General features: G+C 72.1%; 19 protein-coding genes and 1 riboswitch. Of the genes, 13 read left to right on the top strand and 6 right to left on the bottom strand.

All coding sequences use genetic code 11. The annotated features are described in order from the left end of the window. Nucleotides 1-189 precede the first annotated feature (189 nt). Together STRNI_RS26575 and STRNI_RS26580 are read left to right on the top strand one after the other, a co-directional pair. Nucleotides 190-696 (top strand): hypothetical protein, encoded by a 507-nt coding sequence (locus tag STRNI_RS26575; RefSeq protein ID WP_018091315.1) that lies wholly within the window; start codon nt 190-192, stop codon nt 694-696. Continuing rightward, nucleotides 696-1,979 carry a sensor histidine kinase gene (locus STRNI_RS26580; RefSeq protein ID WP_266442997.1) on the top strand — a complete coding sequence of 428 codons (1,284 nt, stop codon included), beginning with the start codon at nt 696-698 and terminating at the stop codon, nt 1,977-1,979. The genes STRNI_RS26575 and STRNI_RS26580 overlap by 1 nt, the downstream gene beginning before the upstream one ends. Here the strand turns inward: STRNI_RS26580 and bcp are convergent. Beyond that, nucleotides 1,960-2,427 carry a thioredoxin-dependent thiol peroxidase gene (gene bcp / locus STRNI_RS26585; protein WP_018091317.1) on the bottom strand — a complete coding sequence of 156 codons (468 nt, stop codon included), beginning with the start codon at nt 2,425-2,427 and terminating at the stop codon, nt 1,960-1,962. The genes STRNI_RS26580 and bcp overlap by 20 nt on opposite strands. Nucleotides 2,428-2,652: 225 nt before the next feature. Here bcp and STRNI_RS26590 point away from each other — a divergent pair, with 225 nt between their 5' ends. The 3 genes from STRNI_RS26590 (at nt 2,653) to STRNI_RS26600 (ending at nt 3,913) form a co-directional block, all read left to right on the top strand. Next, nucleotides 2,653-2,970 carry a DUF3618 domain-containing protein gene (locus STRNI_RS26590; RefSeq protein ID WP_018091318.1) on the top strand — a complete coding sequence of 106 codons (318 nt, stop codon included), beginning with the start codon at nt 2,653-2,655 and terminating at the stop codon, nt 2,968-2,970. Nucleotides 2,971-3,092: 122 nt separating this feature from the next. Then, the gene (locus STRNI_RS26595) at nt 3,093-3,395 is read left to right on the top strand and encodes a GroES family chaperonin (protein ID WP_042155576.1); all 303 of its coding nucleotides are present in this window, start codon (nt 3,093-3,095) and stop codon (nt 3,393-3,395) included. Nucleotides 3,396-3,500: 105 nt separating this feature from the next. Next, nucleotides 3,501-3,561, top strand: a riboswitch (guanidine-III (ykkC-III) riboswitch). A gap of 31 nt (nt 3,562-3,592) precedes the next feature. Next, nucleotides 3,593-3,913, top strand: coding sequence for a DMT family transporter (locus STRNI_RS26600; RefSeq protein WP_018091320.1), 321 nt, complete (start codon nt 3,593-3,595; stop codon nt 3,911-3,913). A 54-nt stretch (nt 3,914-3,967) separates the two neighbouring features. Here the strand turns inward: STRNI_RS26600 and STRNI_RS26605 are convergent, their stop codons facing one another. Beyond that, nucleotides 3,968-6,166 carry a transglycosylase domain-containing protein gene (locus STRNI_RS26605; RefSeq protein ID WP_266443004.1) on the bottom strand — a complete coding sequence of 733 codons (2,199 nt, stop codon included), beginning with the start codon at nt 6,164-6,166 and terminating at the stop codon, nt 3,968-3,970. A 289-nt stretch (nt 6,167-6,455) separates the two neighbouring features. On the opposite strand from STRNI_RS26605, the gene STRNI_RS26610 reads away from it, so the two are divergent. The 4 genes from STRNI_RS26610 to STRNI_RS26625 all read left to right on the top strand — a co-directional run bounded on the left by STRNI_RS26610 (nt 6,456) and on the right by STRNI_RS26625 (nt 9,869). Continuing rightward, a complete protein-coding gene (locus STRNI_RS26610) occupies nt 6,456-7,253 on the top strand; it encodes an ABC transporter permease (RefSeq protein WP_018091321.1) in 798 nt (265 codons plus the stop codon). Between the two features lie 82 nt (nt 7,254-7,335). Further along, nucleotides 7,336-8,100: an ABC transporter permease gene (locus STRNI_RS26615; protein WP_229838218.1), complete on the top strand. Its 765-nt coding sequence runs from the start codon at nt 7,336-7,338 to the stop codon at nt 8,098-8,100. Nucleotides 8,101-8,147: 47 nt separating this feature from the next. Continuing rightward, the gene (locus tag STRNI_RS26620) at nt 8,148-9,176 is read left to right on the top strand and encodes an ABC transporter ATP-binding protein (RefSeq protein WP_159488145.1); all 1,029 of its coding nucleotides are present in this window, start codon (nt 8,148-8,150) and stop codon (nt 9,174-9,176) included. A gap of 9 nt (nt 9,177-9,185) precedes the next feature. Next, nucleotides 9,186-9,869 carry a DUF1707 SHOCT-like domain-containing protein gene (locus STRNI_RS26625; protein ID WP_018091324.1) on the top strand — a complete coding sequence of 228 codons (684 nt, stop codon included), beginning with the start codon at nt 9,186-9,188 and terminating at the stop codon, nt 9,867-9,869. 66 nt (nt 9,870-9,935) lie between these two features. Here the strand turns inward: STRNI_RS26625 and STRNI_RS26630 are convergent, their stop codons facing one another. After that, the gene (locus STRNI_RS26630) at nt 9,936-11,246 is read right to left on the bottom strand and encodes an SGNH/GDSL hydrolase family protein (protein ID WP_018091325.1); all 1,311 of its coding nucleotides are present in this window, start codon (nt 11,244-11,246) and stop codon (nt 9,936-9,938) included. A gap of 280 nt (nt 11,247-11,526) precedes the next feature. Between STRNI_RS26630 and STRNI_RS26635 the strand changes: the two genes are divergently transcribed. The 4 genes from STRNI_RS26635 (at nt 11,527) to STRNI_RS26650 (ending at nt 15,559) form a co-directional block, all read left to right on the top strand. Then, nucleotides 11,527-12,861, top strand: a complete 1,335-nt coding sequence (locus STRNI_RS26635; RefSeq protein WP_266443294.1) for a DUF445 domain-containing protein — start codon at nt 11,527-11,529, stop codon at nt 12,859-12,861. 66 nt (nt 12,862-12,927) lie between these two features. After that, a complete protein-coding gene (locus STRNI_RS26640; protein WP_277412144.1) occupies nt 12,928-13,713 on the top strand; it encodes a class E sortase in 786 nt (261 codons plus the stop codon). A 32-nt stretch (nt 13,714-13,745) separates the two neighbouring features. Then, nucleotides 13,746-13,985, top strand: a complete 240-nt coding sequence (locus STRNI_RS26645; RefSeq protein ID WP_018091328.1) for a DUF3311 domain-containing protein — start codon at nt 13,746-13,748, stop codon at nt 13,983-13,985. Next, complete coding sequence (locus STRNI_RS26650; protein WP_159488146.1) at nt 13,982-15,559, top strand: sodium:solute symporter family protein; 1,578 nt, start codon at nt 13,982-13,984, stop codon at nt 15,557-15,559. Before STRNI_RS26645 ends, STRNI_RS26650 begins: the two co-directional genes overlap by 4 nt. On the opposite strand, the gene STRNI_RS26655 is transcribed toward STRNI_RS26650, so the two are convergent. The 3 genes from STRNI_RS26655 to STRNI_RS26665 form a co-directional block, all read right to left on the bottom strand. After that, nucleotides 15,537-16,502, bottom strand: a complete 966-nt coding sequence (locus tag STRNI_RS26655; RefSeq protein WP_159488147.1) for an SCO0930 family lipoprotein — start codon at nt 16,500-16,502, stop codon at nt 15,537-15,539. The genes STRNI_RS26650 and STRNI_RS26655 overlap by 23 nt on opposite strands. A 191-nt stretch (nt 16,503-16,693) precedes the next feature. Further along, nucleotides 16,694-18,238, bottom strand: coding sequence for an NADH-quinone oxidoreductase subunit NuoF family protein (locus tag STRNI_RS26660; protein ID WP_277412145.1), 1,545 nt, complete (start codon nt 18,236-18,238; stop codon nt 16,694-16,696). After that, nucleotides 18,235-18,846 (bottom strand): hypothetical protein, encoded by a 612-nt coding sequence (locus STRNI_RS26665; RefSeq protein WP_018091332.1) that lies wholly within the window; start codon nt 18,844-18,846, stop codon nt 18,235-18,237. Before STRNI_RS26665 ends, STRNI_RS26660 begins: the two co-directional genes overlap by 4 nt. Between the last annotated feature and the right edge of the window lie 403 nt (nt 18,847-19,249).

Consider the following 19,249-nt stretch of genomic DNA (forward strand, 5'->3'; position numbering starts at 1 on the left):
TGACAGGGCCGTGGCGGGGGTGCGCCAGAGGTGCGGCAGGCCTTGTTACAGGACTGGTACACAGCCGAGTGGTCACTGCAGTGTTCAAGCAATCAGCCTGTGTCGCGGGGACGGGAGAGTGTCAGCGCGGGGGGCGGCATTCGTGTTTGCTGTGGGGGTACGGGGCGTCGTCCCCGGGAGGAGAGCGTGATGACGGACCGCGAAGGGGCCCGCTGGGTTCGGGGGCGTACCGCGCTGGCGGCCTTTGTCGTGGTGACGGCGCTGGCGGCCGGCGGGGTGTGGTTCGGGCAGTCGTCGGACCGTGCGTCGGCGGTGGACGCCGCGCCGAAGACCTCGGCGGTGCAGGACGTGAAGGACGACGGCAAGCAGTCCGGGGGGCTGCCGGGGGTCCGGGACTGCGGGCGCGGGAAGCCGGAGACCAAACCGCATGTGATTACGCTGACCTGCGAGGATGCGGAGATGGTGGCGACCGCGATCTCGTGGAAGTACTACGGGGAGCGGGAGGCGCTGGGGGTGGGTGTGGTGCAGGTGGAGAGGACGGATTCCGGCGTGGGCACGGATGCCGGTTTCCCGGCCACCTTCCGCCTCCGTGATCCGGAGCGGATCGGCGGGGCGCTGGCCTTCACCGGTCTTGAGGTGACGTACGAGGGCTCGACGCCGCTCGGTGACACGACGGAGATGTACAACCTCGCGTGATGGGCATTCGAGGCCGGATCGCCCTGGCCATTTCCTGTATGACCGCGCTGGCCGTGGTGGTGCTCGGGTTTGCCGTGCACCACATAGCGGATGCGGAGCGGGAGCGGTCGGCGCGGGCGTATCAGGACGACCGGTTGAGTTCGGCGCTGCAGATCTACGAGCGGGACGGCACGCTCGCGCTGGGGGCGCAGCTGGACGATGCGACCTTGCCGGTGCCGTTGCGGGACGCGGTGTTCCAGAACCAGTCGGGGACGTATGTCAGCGGTGGTGAGGATCCGCGGGTGTGGGCGGCGACCGGGGTCGGGGGCGGCGACGGGAGAGCGCCGACGCGGTCGCTGTCGGTGTCGGCGGCGTATCCGGATGACGATCCGGCGCAGGTGACGCTGGACCGGGCGCTGCTGATCGCGGGGTGCGGCACGGTCACGCTGATGGCGGGGGTGTCGTGGTTCGTGGCGCAGCGGCTGTCGCGGCGGCTGCGGATGAGCGCGGCGGCGGCGCGGCGGATCGCGGCGGGCGCGGCACCGGACGCGGACGCGCTGGCGAGCAACGGCCGTGACGAGGTGGCCGAGTTGGGCCGCAGTGTGCATCACATGGCGACGTCGCTGGCGGCGCGGGTGGAGGCGGAGCGGGAGTTCACCGCGGATGTGGCGCATGAGCTGCGGACGCCGGTGGCCGGGCTGGTGGCGGCGGCGGAGCTGTTGCCGCAGCCGCGGGCGGTGGAGCTGGTGCGCGACCGGGCGCAGGCGATGCGGCGGCTGGTGGAGGATCTGCTGGAGGTGTCGCGGCTGGACGCGGGGGTGGAACGGGCGGATGTGGACGCCTGTGAGCTGCCGTCGCTGGTGCGCGGGATCGTGCAGCGGGCGGCGCGGCAGCGCGGGGTCGACGAGGCCGACGAGGTGTCGGTGACCGTGGAGGGGGAGCCGCGGATCGTGGAGACGGACCGGCGGCGGGTGGAGCGGGTGCTGGTGAATCTGCTGGCGAACGCGGCCAAGCACGGCAAGCCGCCGATCGAGGTGGTGGTGGCCGGTTCGCGGATCGTGGTGCGCGATCACGGTCCGGGCTATCCGGCGGAGTTGTGTGCCGAGGGGCCGCGGCGGTTCCGTACGGCCGCGCCGGAGCGGGGCACCGGGCACGGGCTGGGGCTGACGATCGCGGCCGGCCAGGCGGAGGTGCTGGGTGCGCGGCTGGACTTCGGCGCCGCCGCGGAGGGCGGCGCCGAGGCCGTGCTGGAGCTGCCGGACCGGGCGGTGCCCGACCTCGCGGTTACAGCCCCAGGTCCTTGATGATCTTGGCGACGTGGCCGGTGGCCTTGACGTTGTAGAGGGCGCGCTCGACCTTGCCGTCCTCGTCGAGGATGACGGTGGAGCGGATGACGCCGGTGACGGTCTTGCCGTAGAGCTTCTTCTCGCCGAAGGCGCCGTAGGCCTCCAGGACCGCCTTGTCGGGGTCGCCGAGCAGGGTGACCTTGAGCTCTTCCTTCTCGCGGAACTTGGCGAGCTTCTCCGGCTTGTCGGGGGAGATGCCGATGACGTCGTAGCCGTGGCCGGCGAGGAAGTCGAGGTTGTCGGTGAAGTCGCAGGCCTGCTTGGTGCAGCCGGGGGTCAGGGCGGCCGGGTAGAAGTAGACGATGACCTTGCGGCCCTTGTGGTCGGCGAGCGAGACCTGCTTGCCGTCCGCGTCGGGCAGGGTGAAGGCGGGGGCGGTGTCGCCGGGCTGCAGTCGCGCGCTCATGGCTCTCCTTAGGGTGGATCCGTACGCCCCGACATTAGCCAGCCGGGGTGCGGAGTGGTGCCGGGGGCGCCTCGGGTGCGCGAAACGGGGGTGCTGTGGGGCGCGTGGGGGTGTGAGCTGACAGACTGTCCATCACGAATCGGCAGTCAGTGGTGTGGCCGGTTCCGTACGGGGCCCCGTGCCCGGCCCCCGTACGCAGCGGCGCGAGACGACGGAGGCAGCGCGGTGGCGGAAGCCAGGACCCCGGCGCAGATCGAGGCGGACATCGTCCGCAGGCGGCAGGAGCTCGCCGTCACGCTCGACGAGATCGGTGTGCGGCTGCACCCGAAGACGATCATGGATGACGCCAAGGCGAGGGCGGCGGCCGTCGTGGACCGTACGGCGGGGCGGGCCTATGTGGCCGCCAATCGCGCGGTGACGGATGTGCGGGCGCAGCTGGTGTCGGAGGACGGGGCGCCGCGGCTGGAGCGGATCGTTCCGGTGGCGCTGATCGGTGTGGCCGTGGTGGGCCTGCTGACGCTGCGCGCCAGGCGGCGCGGCTAGGCGGTCTGCGCCGCCCCGGGCCCGGGGCGGCCCGCGGTGCGTGCCGGGCGTCGCCGGGCAGGTACCGTCATGCCGTGAGCCCGAATAACGCCAAGGACACCCACGACAAGCTGCCGATCCGGATGCTGCACGACCGTGTGCTGGTCCGGACGGACATCCCCGAGGGCGAGCGCCGCTCGACCGGGGGCATCGTCATTCCCGCGACCGCGGCGGTCGGCCGCCGCCTGGCCTGGGCCGAGGTGGTCGCGGTCGGGCAGAACGTGCGGACCGTGGAGGTCGGGGACCGGGTGCTGTACGACCCGGAGGACCGGGCCGAGGTCGAGGTGCGCGGTGTGGCGTATGTGCTGATGCGTGAGCGCGATCTGCATGCGGTGGCCGCGGAGCGCCTGGAGGGCGCGGAGGACTCGACCGGGCTGTACCTGTAGCCCACGGAACACCGGGCAGTAGCTGTAGCCCACGGAACACCGGGCGGTATCTGTAGCCCCAGGAAGCGGGCGGTGACCGGGGTCACCGCCCGTTCTGCTGCCTTTTGCTAGCCTCGGAGACACCCGACGAGACGCGCCGTACCGGGTCAGGACAAGACGACGCACCCCTGTTGAAGCTCTTTCGCGGAGGTGCCGTCATGGCCTGGATCCTGATCGTGGTCGCCGGTCTGCTGGAGGTCGGCTGGTCGATCGGTATGAAGTACACCGACGGCTTCACCCGGCTGTGGCCCAGTGTGTTCACCGGCGCGGGCATCGTCGCCAGCATGCTGCTGCTCTCGTACGCGGCCCGGACCCTGCCGATCGGTACCGCCTATGGCGTGTGGGTCGGCATCGGGGCGGCCGGTGCGGCGGTGGTCGGCATGATGGTGCTCGGCGAGCCGGCCACGGCGGCCCGGATCTTCTTCATCTGTCTGCTGCTCGTGGCGGTGGTCGGGCTCAAGGCGACGTCGGGGCACTGACGCCCGCCCGGCGGACGCGCGGCGCGCTCCCGTGGAAAGCACGGGCGCGCGCCGCTATCCGTCCCACCTCCACTGCATCTGCCGCTCCAGCTCGTCGCTCTGCGGCTGCACCGTGGGGAAGTCGTTCGTGGGCGGTGTGGTCGGCCCGGGCTCGGTGGGGAGCGTCGGGGTGGGGGGTTCGACGGTCGGCCGGGTGGGGGCGACGGTGGGCGGGACGGGGTCGGTGGGCGATTCGGTCGAGCCGGGCGTCGGGGTGCCCGAGGCGCCGGGTGACAGCGAATCGCTGCCGGACGGCTCGGGCGAGGACGGTTCGGCTCCCGCTTCCAGGCGCAGGTCGAAGTCGCGGACCGGGCGTCCGTTCAGTGCGGCCGCGGTGTAGTCGGCCCAGATCTGGGCGGGGTAGTCGCCGCCGTTGACCCGCGACAGGCCTCCCGCGCCGTACAGGGGCTCCTGTGCGGCGCTCTCCGGGTTCTGGCCCAGCACGGCGACGACGGTGGCGAGTTCGGGCGTGTAGCCCGCGAACCAGGCGGCCTTGTCCTCCTCGGCGGTGCCGGTCTTGCCGGCCGCGGGCCGCCCGGCGCCCTGGGCGGCGGTGCCGGTGCCGCCGTCGACGACGCCGCGCAGGACGGCTGTGGTGGTGTCGGCGGCGGTCCGCGGGACGGCGGCGGTCTCCTCGCGCTCGGGCAGCTCGATCTCCTCGTCGCTCTTGGTGACCTTGTCGACCAGGGTGTACGGCCGGTGGGTGCCGTGGTCGGCGAGGGTGGCGTAGGCCTGCGCCATGTGCAGGACGCTGGGGGTGGCGGTGCCCAGCGAGACGGCGCCCTGGGAGGAGGCGAGGCTGGGGGTGTCGGCGGGGATGCCCAGGGCGACGGCGGTGGCCTTGACCTTGGCGGGGCCGACGTCGATGCCCATCTGGGCGTAGACGGCGTTGACGGACTTGTCGGTGGCCTCGGTGACGGTGATCGGGCCGTAGGAGCGGTCGTCCTCGTTGGCGGGCGCGAAGCCGGTGGCGCGGCCGTGACTGACCGTCATCCGCTTGTTGGTGCCGTCGTAGACGGTGTTCGGGGTGATCCGGGTGCCGTCCTGGGTGGTGGAGCGGTGCTGTACGGCGGAGGCGAAGACGATCGGCTTGAAGGTGGAGCCGACCTGGTAGTCGTTGCGGGTGGCGCCGTTGACGTACTGCTTGGCGTAGTCGATCCCGCCGTAGAGGGCGACGACCCGGCCGCTCGCGGGGTCGATGGAGGCGCCGCCGGCCCGGACGTAGCGGTCGACCTTCCGGGAGTCGTCGAGCCGGTCCATCACCCGGGTGTTGACCGCCTTGACGAAGGCGTTCTGGCGTTTCTTGCTGATGGTGGTGGTGATCCGGTAGCCGCCGCCGCGCAGGGTGTCCTCGTCGAGGATGTGGTGGCCGGTGAGGTAGTTCTTGACCGCTTCGACGAGGTAGCCGCGCTGACCGGAGAGTCCGGGGGAAGGTTTGGCGGGCTTCGTCGTGGGGAACTCCAGCGCGGCCCGCTCGGCGGGGGCGAGCCACTTCTTCGTCACCATGCCGTCCAGGACGTAGTTCCAGCGCGACAGCACCCGCTGCCGGTTCTCGGGGTGCGCGGTGAGGTCGTAGGCGCTGGGGGCGTTGAGGAGGGACGCGAGATACGCGCCCTGGGCGGTGGTCAGCGCTTCCGCGTCGCGGCCGTAGTAGGTCCGGGCGGCGGCCTGGATGCCGTAGGCGTTGCGGCCGTAGTAGCTGGAGTTTAGGTAGCCCTCCAGGATGTTGTCCTTGCTCACCTCGCGGTCCAGCTTGATGGCGATGAAGAACTCCTTGGCCTTGCGGGTGAGGGTCTGCTCCTGGCCGAGGTAGTAGTTCTTCACGTACTGCTGGGTGATGGTGGAGCCGGACTGCTTGCCCTTGCCGGTCAGGGTGTTCCAGGCGGCCCGGACCATCGCGGCGGGGTCGACCGCGGACTCGGAGTAGAAGTCCCGGTCCTCGGCGGCGAGTACGGCCTGCTGGACGGGCCGGGGGATCTGGCTGAGGGTGACGTTCTGCCGGTTGATCTCGCCGTCGTGGGCCAGCTCGGAGCCGTCGGAGTAGAGGTAGATGTTGCTCTGGGCCTTGGCGGCGCTGTTGGCCGGCGGGATGCCGACGAGCAGATAGCCGGCGATCATCCCGCCGACGACGAGCAGCAGGAACAGCAGCCCGGTGCCCAGCACCGTGCGCCAGGTGGGGATGACACGGCGCCAGCCTGTGCGTTGTCCGCTCATGTCGGTATGGACTCCTCGGCCGCCGCCGAAGGTTGTACTGCGGCGGACGGTGTCGTGTCGGGGGACTGCGCGCGGTACGCCGGAAGAGCAACTGCCGCCCGCTGGGAAACTCTCGCATCATGCGTCCCGGTCAGCGGGGGTGGCGCGCACCGGAGTCCGCCACCTGACCGGCTGAATGGCGCCCACGGCTCACCCGAAGCGGTGATAATTCGATGGTGCCCGCCGTGCCCGCGACTTAGGCTCCGGTGCTTTGCGCGTCCGACGAGAACGGGGCTGGGGGGAGGGCGGCGTGGTGTACGCGGCGGTGGCGGCCGGCAGCTTCCGGCGGTACGCCACCTATCGGATCGCCACCGCGGCGGGGGTGTTCACCAACACCGTCTTCGGCTTCATCGTCGCCTACACGTACATCGCGCTGTGGGACGAGCGGCCGCATCTGGGCGGCTACGACCAGGCGCAGGCGCTGACCTTCGTCTGGACCGGGCAGGCGCTGCTGGCCACCGCGGCGCTGATGGGCGGCGGCGGGCTGGACGAGATGCAGGAGCGGATCCGCACCGGCGATATCGCGGTGGACCTCTACCGGCCCGCGGATCTCCAGCTGTGGTGGCTGGCCACGGATCTGGGGCGGGCCGGGCTGCAGCTGATCGGCCGCGGGGTGGCGCCGATGGCGGTGGGCGCCCTGGCCTTCCCGCTGGCGCTGCCCGGCGATGCGCTGACCTGGGGCTGGTTTCTGCTGTCGGTGCTGCTCGGGGTGCTGGTGAGCTTCGCGCTGCGGTATCTCGTCGCGCTGGCGTCCTTCTGGCTCCTCGACGGCTCGGGTCTGGCCATGATCAGTGGGCTGGCCTGCATGTTCTTCACGGGGATGGTGCTGCCGCTGCGGGTCTTCCCCGGCGGTTTCGGGGAGGTCGTCCAGCTGCTGCCGTGGGCGGCCATCCTGCAGGTGCCGGCGGATGTGCTGATGGGCGTCCGGAGCGGCGACGCGCTGGTGCGGGGGCTGCTGTTCCAGGCGGTGTGGGCGGTGGCGCTGCTGGCGCTGGGGCGGCTGGTGCAGTCGGCGGCGACCCGCAAGGTGGTGGTGCACGGTGGCTAGCGTGCAGGCGCCGGAGCGGGCCGGGCGCGGCCGGGCGGCGGCGGTGGCGCAGGGGCTGTCCGCGTACGGGCTGATCGTGCGGATGTGGGTGCGCGCCGCCCTCGCCTACCGGACCTCGTTCGTGATGATGACGATCGGCAGCTTCGCGGCCAACGGTCTGGACTTCGTCGCGATCATGATGATGTTCTCGCAGATCGAGGCCCTCGGCGGCTTCACGCTGCCCGAAGTGGCCTTCCTGTACGGGACGTCCGGGATCGCGCTGGGCCTGGCGGATCTGCTGCTGGGCAGCATCGAGGGGCTGGGCCGGCGGATCAGGGACGGCACCCTCGACACGCTGCTGCTGCGCCCCGTACCGGTCTTCGCACAGATCGCGGCGGACCGCTTCGCGCTGCGCCGGGTGGGCCGGGTCACCCAGGCGCTGCTGGTGCTCGGCTGGGCGCTGCCGCGTATCGAGGTGGACTGGACGGTGGGCCGGGTGCTGATGGTGCCGCTGATGGCGGTGTGCGGCACGGCCATCTTCGCGGCGGTCTTCACCGCCGGGGCCGCCTTCCAGTTCTGGGCGCAGGACGCGGCCCAGGTGCAGAACTCCTTCACCTACGGCGGCAATGCGCTGCTGCAGTACCCGCCGACGGTGTTCGCCAAGGAGCTGGTGCGCGGGGTCACCTACCTCGTTCCGCTGGCCTTTGTGAACTGGCTGCCCGCGCTGCGGCTGCTGGGCCACCCCGACCCGCTGGGGCTGCCGGGCTGGGTGGACTTCCTGGGGCCGGTGGTGGCGGCGCTGATGTGTACGGGGGCCGGGCTGGCGTGGCGGGTGGGGCTGCGGGGGTACCGCAGCACCGGCAGCTGAGGGCACGTCATGGCGCGGGCCGCGAACGGGACGACGGAGGAGTGGGTGTGGTGAGCGGTGCCGGCGCTGCGGAGCAGCTGATCGAGGCCGACGGTGTCGAGAAGGTCTTCTCGGTACGGCGCAGGGCGGGCCGGCTGCGGCGGGTGCGGCAGGAGGTCCGGGCCGTCGACGGCATCTCCTTCCGGGTGCCGCGCGGCGAGATGGTCGGCTACATCGGGCCGAACGGCGCCGGGAAGTCCACCACCATCAAGATGCTGACGGGCATCCTCGTCCCCAGCGGCGGCCGGCTGCGGGTCGCCGGCATCGACCCGGCGCGGGAGCGGACCCGGCTGGCCCGCCGGATCGGGGTGGTCTTCGGGCAGCGCACCACGCTGTGGTGGGACCTGCCGCTGAAGGACTCCTACGAGCTGGTGCGGCGGATGTACCGGATCCCGGACTCCGTCTACCGCGCCAACCTGGAGCGCTGTGTCGGACTGCTGGACCTGGGCCCGCTGCTGACCGTGCCCGTACGGCAGTTGTCGCTGGGGCAGCGGATGCGCGGCGATATCGCGGCGGCGCTGCTGCACGACCCCGAGGTGCTGTATCTGGACGAGCCGACCATCGGCCTCGATGTGATCAGCAAGGCGAAGGTGCGCGAATTCCTGCGCGAGGTGAACGCCGAGCGGGGCACCACGGTCCTGCTGACCACCCATGACCTCACCGATATCGAGCAGCTGTGCCGCCGGGTGATGGTCATCGACCACGGTCATCTGGTCTACGACGGCGGGCTCGACGGGCTGCGGGCGGCCGGCGAGGGCGAGCGGACGCTGGTGGTGGACCTGGCGCGGGAACTGCCGCCCATCGAGGGCGTACCGGGCGCCCGTACGGTCCGGGTGGACGGGCCCCGGCAGTGGCTGGCGTTCCCGGCGTCGCAGAGCGCGGCACCGCTGGTCGCGGCGGTCGCAGAGCGCTATCCACTGGTGGACCTGTCGGTGCGGGAGCCGGACATCGAGACCCTGATCGCCGAGCTGTACGCGGGCGGCGGGAAGCGGCGGGATGTCGTGGAGAACGGGGGCATGGCGGGCGACGCGCTCTAATGTGTCCGTATGACTGAAGACCTCCCGGAATTGCGCGCTTCCGACACCGACCGTGAGCGGGTCGCCGAGATCCTGCGGGACGCCCTCGCGGAGGGGCGGCTGGCGATGGAGGAGTTCGACGAGCGGCTCGACGCGACGTACAAGGCCCGCACCTACGGGGAGTTGGAGCCGCTCACCGCCGATCTGCCGGTGGCCGCGGCGGGCGGCCCGGCGCCGCTGTCGCTGCGCAAGGAGAGCGGTGCGCCGACCCGGTGGGCGGAGCGGATCGTCAGCGGCACGCAAGGGTCCGCGGTCGGCCTCTCCTTCATGGGCGGCTTCCAGCGCAAGGGCCGTTGGACGATCGGGCGGCGCTTCACGGCGGCCTGCCTCATGGGCGGCGGCCAGATCGATCTGCGCGAGGCGCAATTCGCCGGACCCGAGGTCGTCATCGACTGCTGGGTGCTCATGGGCGGGGTGAACATCGTGGTGCCGCCGGGCGTCGAGGTCGATGTGCGCGGGCTCGGCATCATGGGCGGCTTCGACGCGCGGGAGGACGGGACACCGGGCGAGCCCGGCGCGCCCCGGGTGGTCGTCAGGGGCCTGGCACTGATGGGCGGCGTCAGCGTGGAGCGCAAGCTGCCCAGGGCCGAGCGGCGCCGCCTGAAGGAGGAGCGGCGCCGCCTCAAGGACGACGGGCGCAAGGAGCTGGACTAGGGCTTGTCCGCGGGGCGTGTCCGCAGGGTTTGTCCGAACCGGGGCGGCGCGCCTGCTCCGTTGGGGTTACAGCGCGGCGGGAGCCGCCTGCCTGAGGTGGGCGAGGTTCACGGCGTTCGCCATGGCGCGGAAGCCCTCGTCGCTGGGGTGGAGATGGTCGCCGGAGTCGTAGGCGGGGCGCAGCCGCACCGGCGCGGACGGGTCGCGCAGCGCCTTGTCGAAGTCCACGACCTCGTCGTAGACGGTGCCGGAGCGGATGATGCGGTTGACCTGTTCGCGGACCGAGTTCAGCTGGTTGGAGTAACCGCGGTGCCCCCCGAACGGCGTAAGGGTGCTGCCGGTGACGCGCAGCCCGCGGGCGTGCGCCTCCCGGACGATCTCCCGCATTCCCGCGACGATCTTCTCCGGGTCCAGCTGCCGTGGGGACTTGAACAGGTCGTTCAGCCCGATCTCGACGATCACGGCCTTCACACCGGTACGGGACAGCGCGTCGCGCTCCAGGCGTGACAGCACACTGGGCCCGTTGTTCGGCGAGAAGCGGCTGCCGTTGACCAGCAGCCGGTTGCCGCTGATGCCCTGGTTGAGGACGCCGTAGCGGGGCGCGCCGGGCTCGTTGCGCAGCCGCGCCGCGAGGAAGTCCGTCCAGCGGTGGTTGGCACCGGGGGTGGAGGTGATGCCGTCGGTGATCGAGTCGCCGATCGCGACGACCGCGCCGCGGGCCTCGGTGCTCCACACGTCCACACCGGTCAGATACCGCCAGTACGGGCTCTGCTCGGTGTAGGCGGCGCCGGTGGCGTCCTCGGCACGGTCGCCGCGCGCCAGGTAGGAGGTCTGCCGGGCGTACGGGTGGTAGGTGGCGGGGCCCGAGGGGGAGGGCGAGTAGGTGGTGACCAGCAGGTCCGCGTCGCCGGGCACCTTCAGCCGGGTCGGGTCGCTGGTGACCGCGCCGCCCGCCGGGATGGTCACCGCGGGCTTGCCGCCGAACGCCAGCCGCCGCATGGTGCCGGTCGCGGCGGTGGGGTTGCTGGGGGCGGCGGCCAGCGCCAGCGAGGCGTGGCTGACCACCAGCGGCCGGGTGCCGTAGAGGTTGGAGAGCTGGATGCGGACGCCGGAGCCGCCGACGCTGGTGTGCACGACATTGCGTATCGACATGCCCGCGTAGCCGTTCAGGGTGCCGGGCTCGGCCGCCGCGGCGGCCGCCGACCAGGTGCCGACCCACTGTCCGGAGACCGCGGGGGCCGCGGGGTCGCGCGGCTTGTGCGAGGAACTGCCCGGGCCGCCGCTCTCGCCGCCGAAGCCGACGAATATCGCGGTCGAGATCAGCACCACCACTGCCGCCAGACCGGCGAGCAGGGAGTAACCCACACTTTTCTTCATGCGGGAGAGGTCTCCTGGGTAAAGCGGAGCAGCACGCTCCGGGCGGGCAAGGGCAGCGGATGATCAGCGGCACCGTTGCGGTCCGATCGGTCCCTCATGATCCCACGGACCGCGGGGGAGCCGCCCGGCACCCCGCTCGATGCCTCCACGGCATGGACGCGGGGAACTCGTGGTTCGTTCCAGGAGTAGGTCACAGTGGGATGACGGCCGGAACGTGGCCGTCGTGCGGAGCAGGATAGGGCGTACGGACGGCGGGGGCACGGTGGGAGCGGTGGAGCGGATGGAACGCACAGGAGCGGATGCGGCGCCCCGGGCGGAGCGGGTGCCGGCGGCGGGCACGGCGCCCGGCGGCGGTTTCGTCTTCGGCGTCGCCGACGAGGAGCGCCGGCGCGGAGTGCGCCGGATGAAGACGCTGGCCACGGGCCTGCTGCTGGCCGTCGCCGTGGTCTATGTGCTGGCGAAATGGGCCGGATCCGCCGGGGCGGGCGGCTGGACCGGGTTTGTCGCGGCGGCCGCCGAGGCCGGGATGGTCGGTGCGCTGGCCGACTGGTTCGCGGTCACCGCGCTGTTCAAGCGGCCGATGGGGCTGCCCATTCCGCACACCGCGATCATTCCCACCAAAAAGGACCAACTGGGTCAGAGTCTGGGCGATTTCGTCGGGGAGAACTTTCTCTCCGCCGAGGTCGTCCGGCGCCGGCTGCGCTCCGTCGGCATCGGCCGCCGGCTCGGCGGCTGGCTCGCCGAACCCAGGAACGCCGACCGGGTCACCGAGGAGCTGTCCACCGCGCTGCGCGGCGCGCTGACCGTGCTGCGCGACTCCGATGTGCAGGCGGTGGTCGGCGAGGCGATCACCCGCCGGGCGGACGCCGTGGAGATCGCGCCCGGTGTCGGCACCATGCTGGAGAAGATCGTCGCGGAGGGCGGCCACCGGCGGGTGGTGGACCTGGTCATCGCCCGCGCCCACGACTGGCTGGTCGAGCACGGCGACTCCGTCATGAGCGCGGTCTCCGGCGGCGCACCGGGGTGGACCCCGCGGTTCGTCGACCGCAAGGTGGGTGACCGGGTCTACAAGGAACTGCTGCGCTTCGTCACCGAGATGCGGGACATGCCCGAGCATCCGGCGCGCGGGGCGATCGACCGCTTCCTGCGGGACTTCGCGGAGGACCTGCAGTCCGACCCGGGGACCCGGGCCAAGGTCGAGCGGCTGAAGTCCGAGGTGCTGGGGCGCGGCGAGGTGCAGGATCTGATCGCCTCGGCCTGGGGCTCGGTCCGCGCGATGATCGTCGCCGCCGCCGAGGACGAGCGCAGCGAACTGCGGCTGCGGGTACGGGCGGCGCTGCTGTCCCTGGGCCGGCGGCTGGCCGGCGAGGAGCGGCTGCAGGACAAGGTGGACAACTGGCTGGAGGGTGCGGCCGTCTATGTGGTGACGACCTATCAGGGCGAGATCACCTCCCTGATCACCGACACCGTCGCCGGCTGGGACGCCGAGCACACCTCGAAGAAGATCGAGGCGCACATCGGCCGGGACCTGCAGTTCATCCGCATCAACGGCACCGTCGTCGGCGCGCTGGCCGGGCTGTGCATCTACACCGTCTCGCAGGCCTTCGGCGGCTGACCCCGTCCGCCGGCCGGACCGTGCGCGCCTCTGGTGACCTGTGCCCGCAGGGCTTACCGTGCCCGCGTGCGGGAGCGGATACCGGTAGTCGTACAGGGGCGGCGCACCCGTCGCTCCCGTGCCGCGCGGGCGCTGTGGACGGCGGCGGAGCTGGCGGTGACGCTCGGCGTCGTCCTGCTGCTGCTCGTCGTCCACCAGCTGTGGTGGACCAACCGTCAGGCACAGCACGCGGCACGGGACCAGGTGGGCCGGCTGGAGCGGCAGTGGGACGCCCGGCCGCCGGCACCCGGCCCGGCCCCCGCGCCCGGGGACGACGGTCCGGGCGCGCGCACCGCACCGAGCGCCCCGCCGTCCGGCCCGCCCGCCCACCGCACCGGGAACCGGAAACCGGCGCCTCCCGAGGACCGGGCGTACGCCGTCCTGCGCATCCCCCGGATCGGGCTCACCGCCCCCATCGCCCAGGGCGTCGGCAAGGCCGCGGTCCTCAACAGGGGCTACGTCGGCCACTATCCGCACAGTGCGCAGCCCGGCCGGGCCGGCAATGCCGCGCTGGCCGGGCACCGCAACACCCACGGTGAGCCGTTCCGCCGTCTCGACCGGCTGCGCCCGGGCGACACCGTCCTCGTCGACACCGCCGAGGCCCGCTACACCTACGCCGTGCGGCGCACCCTGCCGCGGACCACCCCCGGCGACGGCACGGTCCTCGCCGCGGTCCCGTACAGCAGCGTGCACCCCGCCTACCGCTTCACCGCGCCGGGCGCCTATCTGACCCTGACGACCTGTACGCCGGAGTACACCTCCACCTACCGGCTGGTGGTCTGGGCCGTGTTGCGGTCGACACAGTCCAGGTGACCGCGGGCCGGTGTCCCCTAGGCTCTCGGGTCGTGCGAAAGCGAAACCAGACCTCCGGCGGCCCGCCCCCGGGTTCGAGAAGGCGTCCCGCGCTGCTGTGGCTGCTGCTGCCGTATGTGCTGTTCCTGGCGGTGCTGCCGCTGGTGAACCATGTGACCCCGACCGTGCTCGGTCTGCCGTTCCTGTTCTTCTGGATGCTGCTGGCGACGCTGGCCACCCCGCTCGCGGTGTGGCTGGCCCGGCGCGGTGACCGGGCCCGGGGGCGGATATGAACGCCGCGGTCTCGACCGCCGTCTTCGGCGGCTTCATGGTCCTCACCGTCGCCCTCGGCCTGCTCGCGGTGCGGGGGAAGGGCGCGGGCGGGGGGCTCACCGGGTGGTCGGTGGGCGGCCGGAGCATGGGCACGGTCTTCATCTGGGTGCTGATGGCCGGCGAGAGCTATACGAGCTTCAGCTACCTCGGCGCGGCCGGCTGGGGCTACAACTCCGGTGCCCCGGTGCTCTATGTGCTGGCCTACATGTCCTGCGGCTACGCCCTGGGGTACGTCGTCGGGCCGATGCTGTGGGCCTACGCCCGCCGGCACGGCCTGGTCGGGATCACCGACATGATCGCGCACCGCTACCGCGCGCCCTGGCTCGGCGCCGCCGTCGCCCTCCTCGCCACGGTCTGTCTGCTGCCGTACATCCAGCTGCAGATCACCGGCATGGGCGTGGTCGTCTCCACCATCTCCTACGGCGCCATTAGCCTCAACTGGGCCTACTTCCTGGCCTTCGCGGTCACCACCGGCTTCGTGGTGATCAGCGGGCTGCGCGGCAGCGCCTGGGTCTCGGTGCTCAAGGACGTCCTCGTCATCGGCACCCTCGGCTTCCTCGCCATCTATGTGCCGCTGCACTACTTCGACGGCTACGGGCCCTTCCTGGAACGGCTCGTCCACGAGAAGCCGCAGTGGCTGACGTTCCCGGGGCACGCCTCGGGCGGACTGGGCCAGGTCTGGTTCGTCACCACCACCCTCGTCAACTCCCTGACCGTGGTGATCTTCCCGACGACCGTGGCCGGCTATCTCGGTGCCCGCAACGCCGAGGCGCTGCGCAGCAACGCCCTCTACCTCCCGTTCTACAACGTGCTGTTGTTCGTGCCGATGCTGCTGGGTATGGCGGCGCTGTTCGTGGTGCCCGGCCTGACCGGCGCGGACTCCAACCTCGCGCTGTTCAAGATGGTGGTGGACTCCCTTCCGGCCTGGGCCGTGGGGCTGGTAGGGGCGGCCGCCGCCCTCTCCTCCATCGTGCCGATGGCCGTGTTCATGCTGGTCATCGGCACGATGTGGGGGAGGAGCGTGCTGGGCGCGATCCCTCGTCTCCACAAGGGGGCGGCCGGGGCGGCTTCCGGGGACGGCGGGGGAGAGGCGACGGGCGGGCGTCAGAAGCTGTGGTCGCAGCTGGTCGTGGTGGTGGCCGGGGCGCTGGCACTGCTGCTGACCTACACCGCCCCCGACACCCTCGTCCGGCTGTCCCTGATTTCGTACGAGGGCATGGCGCAGCTCGTGCCGATGCTGCTGCTGGGGCTGGTGTGGCGGCGGCTGACGCTGCACGCCGCGGTGAGCGGCCTGGTGGCGGGCTTCACGCTGGTCTGTGTCCTGGTGTTCGGGGGACACGACCCGGTGTGGGGGATGAACGCGGGGATCGTCGGGCTCGCCGTGAATGTGGCGGTGGCGCTGGCGGTCACCTGGCTGGGGCCGCGCGCCACGGACGAGAGGCCGGACGCCGAGGTGCTGGCGCTGGACGACGAGTTCCCGCGGGACGGAGTGCCGTCGCAGGACGGGCGGGTCAGCCCTCCGGCGTCGTCGTGATCTTCTTGCCCTGCTTGGAGACCGCGAACCACAGGCCCATCTTGCCCTGGCCGTTGATGTCGCCGGGCTGCTCGTCGCCGGTGAACCAGTAGACCGGCCAGCAGTCGACGGCCAGCTGGCGGGTGCCGTCGGGGCGGGTGACGGTGGAGATGAGCTTGGGGGCGATGCCCTTGAGCTTGGAGCGGTCGGCGGGCTTGGCGGGCTTCCAGGTGTCCAGGCAGGCGTCGTTGCAGCCGAACTTCATCGGCCAGGCGCTGTCCTTGTTGAAGCGGTAGAGGGTGCGGCCCTTGCCGTCGACGAGGATGCCGCCGAGGTCGGGGTGGTTGAACACCGAGACGTCGCTGGGCTCCTGGGCGCCGGCCTTCTTGCCGTCGGGGGCCAGCGCGTTCCACGTGCCGCCGACGCCCTGGCCCTTGGTGTCACCGGCCTTGGTGTCCTTGATGTAGCGGTAGGCGGGCCAGCCGGCGATGGTGAGCTGCTTGACGCCGTCGGCGCGGGTGACCGAGCCCAGCTTGCTCTCGTCGATGCCGGCCGGGGCGGTGGCGCCGTCGGCGGGGACCGGCGGCCAGGTGGTGGCGCAGGACCCGTTGCAGTTGGACTTGGCGGGGTCCGGGGTGTCCTTGTCGAAGCGGTAGAGGGTCATGCCCTTGGAGTCGGCGACGACCGTGCCGAGCTTGGCGTCCTGGTGCAGTGCCAGCTTCCCGGCGCTGGGCGCGGCCTTCGGGGCCTTGCCGCTGCCGCTGGCGCCGCCCGCCTGGCCGCCGTAGCCGTCCGCGCCGACGCCGCCGGAGGAGCCGTAGTCGCTGGTGCCCTGGCCGGCGGGCTGGACGTTGTCGGTGGTGGTGGTGCCGGCGCTCTGGGTGCCGCTGCTGCCGCAGGCCGTGGTCAGCGCCAGGGTGGCGACCGCCGCGGCCGCGAATGCCGCACGACGTCGATTGATCATGATGTCTCCTCTGCCGGTGGGTGGTTCCGTCGCTTGCTGAGGTGGTGACTGTGTTGCTCGTCCGGTCGCCCGTTCAGTTCCCGTCCGGGCGACGGCGGGGTGCCGTCGCCCGGGGAATACGCGCTACGGGGTGCCGGGCGTTCAACGGCGCCGAAGAATTTTCTCCGGGCGCAAAAAGCCTGTACGGCACGTCAGTTGCCGCCCTGCACCCGCATGGCCAGCGCCGGGCAGCGGCGCACCGCGAGCTGGGCGCGGCGCCGCATCCGGGCCGGCAGCGGCATGCTGGCGGACTGCGGATAGCCGTCCGCGCCGAGCTTCACGACGCCGGGCACGACATCGGCGCACAGGCCGTGGCCGCGGCACAGCGTCCAGTCGACCAGCAGCCGTTCCTGCGGCGGCGCGGACACCCGCGCCGGGGCGGGGGCGGGGGCGGTGACCGCCAGCGGCGGGTTCCCCGTGACCGGCAGGGCACCGGTCACCGGGCGGCCGCAGCCGAACCCCTTCGCATGCCGCTCGAACTCCTCGGGGAAGGACCGCAGGGCCGAGGCGACGAAGCGTGAGGTGCCGTCCGGGTGGCTGCAGGCGCCGCGCTTCTCCACGGCCCGCATCCGGGTCTGCACGGCTTCCAGGGCGCTCTCCCCGCCGCCCCGTACGGCGCGGTCGAGCTGGTCGGCGAGCGCGGGCAGGCCCAGCACACAGGGGCCGCACTGGCCGGCCGACTCGGCGGCCATCCACTGGGCGACGCGTACGGTCTCGCCCGCGGGACAGGTGTCGTACGGGATCGGCAGCACCGCCCCGGCGCCGAGCACCGCGTTGTACTCGGCCAGCGACTCCTTCGACAGGTTCGCGGTCAGCGCGTCCGCCGGGGAGATGAAGGTGCCGTGGTAGCCGCCGATCAGCACGCCCTGCCCCTGGTCCATGCCGCACAGCGCCAGGACCCGGGCCAGCGAGACGCCGTAGGGGACCTCCACCACCCGGCTGCCGGCGACCGTCAGCAGCAGCGTGCCGGGCTCGGTGGGCAGGCCCGCGGTGCGGTAGCCGAGCGCCCCGAGGCGGGCCGCCACGGCGAGCTGGGCGTAGGTCTCGGTGTTCGACAGCAGGGTCGGCACACCGTTGAGTCCGCGCTCGCTGGAGCGGATCTTGCGGCCCGAGGGCAGCCCGGGGCCGCCGCTCAGCCCGTTCGTCATGGCGGAGCCCTCGCCGGTGACGAACCGTTCGGTGAGCAGGGTGACCCGTAAAGCCGGCCGGACCGGACCGCGTTCGTCGATGGCGCGCTGCACGGAGGTCAGGACGTCGGTGCGGGTCACCCCGAGGGCGACCTCCTGCGCGCCGAGCGCGTCGGCGGCCAGCAGCGCGCCGTCGAGCACCAGATGCGGGGCGTGCAGCAGCATCGCGGTGTCCTTGAGGCAACTGGGCTCGCCCTCGCTGCCGTTGACGACCACCGCGCCCTTGCCGTCCGCGCGCTTCATCCCGTCGATGACGGCCGTCAGCTTGCGGGCGAAGGGGAAGCCCGCGCCGCCGCGGCCGCGCAGATCGATGTCCTCGGCCAGCGCCACCAGCTCCTGAGGGGTGAGCTGGGGGAGACTGCCGTGCCGGGACAGATGGGCCACCCGGTCCATGCGGGGTATCTCGTCGAGGCCGGCCAGCAGACGCGGCGGTCCGAAGGACGCCAGCGTCGGTACGGGCTCGGCCTCGGCGAGAACCGGCAGCAGTTGGGTGGGGGCGGGGGCGGTCATGGGAGTTCTCCTGTGTTCCTGCGTGCGTCGCGCAGCCGCAGGGCGAGTCGTACGGCCACCGCCGTGAGACAGATGGCATAGCCGGCGACGGCCCAGCCGGCCGCCGCACGGCCGGACTTGAGGCCGTGCACCAGGGCGAGGCCCCAGGCGAGGTAGGCGCACATGTGCAGCGCCCGCCACCAGCGGGCGCCGGTCAGGCCGGTGAAGGCGCCGCGCACCGCGCCGGTCACGGCGACGGCGATGAACGTGTAGGCGGCGAGGGTGCCGAGGCCGATGAGGCCCGGCCGGGCGCCGTCGGTGAACGGCACGGCGGCGGCCGCGGCGCCGGTGTGGCCCTCGGCGATCTTCACCCAGATGTGCAGGCCGAGGAAGCCGAGGCCGGCGACCGCGGTGCCGCGGTGCACGGCCTGGGCGAGCAGCCGGTGGCCGGAGTGCAGCACCATCCGGTCGGTGGCGGCCAGGCCCCACAGCACGGTGACCGACAGCGAGACCAGCGCGAGGACTCCGGCGCCGAAGTCCAGGAAGCGCATGAGGGTGTCCGCCGCACCCGAGTGCAGGGTGACGGCGATGAAGAGCAGCAGGGCCGCGGGAAGCGCCGGACGGAGCACGGCAGTTCCGGCGAAGCCGCCGCCGGGAGCCCGCCGGTCCGGCGGGCCGGGTTCGTGAGGAGGGCGCCGGGGGCGGGGCACGGTGGGCGAGGGCCGGGCGCGGTGTGAAGCGCGGCGGCTCTGCCGGCTCTGCAAACGCGGTGCGGACATCGGACCTCCCGGTGTCAGGGCACGGGTGCGGGATGCGAATTTCTATGAAATCTCCCGGGGGCGGTATTTGCCCGGGGCTTTTGTTCGGGTGACCCCCGGTAACACTAAACATTCTGTAACCGGGTGGATACGCAGGGCCGTAATCCGGATGTGCAAAAGCATCTCCGAACGTGTTCAGGCTTTCGTAAGGTTTATCGCGCTGTGACAAATTCCTGCACTGGCATCGCGGTCGCGCGGGGGGACTCCGGATGAT

The organism is Streptomyces nigrescens (genome assembly GCF_027626975.1).
GTDB classification, from domain to species: Bacteria; Actinomycetota; Actinomycetes; order Streptomycetales; family Streptomycetaceae; genus Streptomyces; species Streptomyces nigrescens.

Bases quoted from the DNA above. Each gene is read 5' to 3' on its own strand.
- STRNI_RS26575 (WP_018091315.1), top strand. From the start codon at position 190: ATGACGGACCGCGAAGGGGCCCGCTGGGTTCGGGGGCGTACCGCGCTG.
- STRNI_RS26580 (WP_266442997.1), top strand. From the start codon at position 696: ATGGGCATTCGAGGCCGGATCGCCCTGGCCATTTCCTGTATGACCGCG.
- bcp (WP_018091317.1), bottom strand. From the start codon at position 2,427: ATGAGCGCGCGACTGCAGCCCGGCGACACCGCCCCCGCCTTCACCCTG.
- STRNI_RS26595 (WP_042155576.1), top strand. From the start codon at position 3,093: ATGCTGCACGACCGTGTGCTGGTCCGGACGGACATCCCCGAGGGCGAG.
- STRNI_RS26600 (WP_018091320.1), top strand. From the start codon at position 3,593: ATGGCCTGGATCCTGATCGTGGTCGCCGGTCTGCTGGAGGTCGGCTGG.
- STRNI_RS26605 (WP_266443004.1), bottom strand. From the start codon at position 6,166: ATGAGCGGACAACGCACAGGCTGGCGCCGTGTCATCCCCACCTGGCGC.
- STRNI_RS26615 (WP_229838218.1), top strand. From the start codon at position 7,336: ATGTGGGTGCGCGCCGCCCTCGCCTACCGGACCTCGTTCGTGATGATG.
- STRNI_RS26625 (WP_018091324.1), top strand. From the start codon at position 9,186: ATGACTGAAGACCTCCCGGAATTGCGCGCTTCCGACACCGACCGTGAG.
- STRNI_RS26630 (WP_018091325.1), bottom strand. From the start codon at position 11,246: ATGAAGAAAAGTGTGGGTTACTCCCTGCTCGCCGGTCTGGCGGCAGTG.
- STRNI_RS26635 (WP_266443294.1), top strand. From the start codon at position 11,527: ATGGAACGCACAGGAGCGGATGCGGCGCCCCGGGCGGAGCGGGTGCCG.
- STRNI_RS26650 (WP_159488146.1), top strand. From the start codon at position 13,982: ATGAACGCCGCGGTCTCGACCGCCGTCTTCGGCGGCTTCATGGTCCTC.
- STRNI_RS26655 (WP_159488147.1), bottom strand. From the start codon at position 16,502: ATGATCAATCGACGTCGTGCGGCATTCGCGGCCGCGGCGGTCGCCACC.
- STRNI_RS26660 (WP_277412145.1), bottom strand. From the start codon at position 18,238: ATGACCGCCCCCGCCCCCACCCAACTGCTGCCGGTTCTCGCCGAGGCC.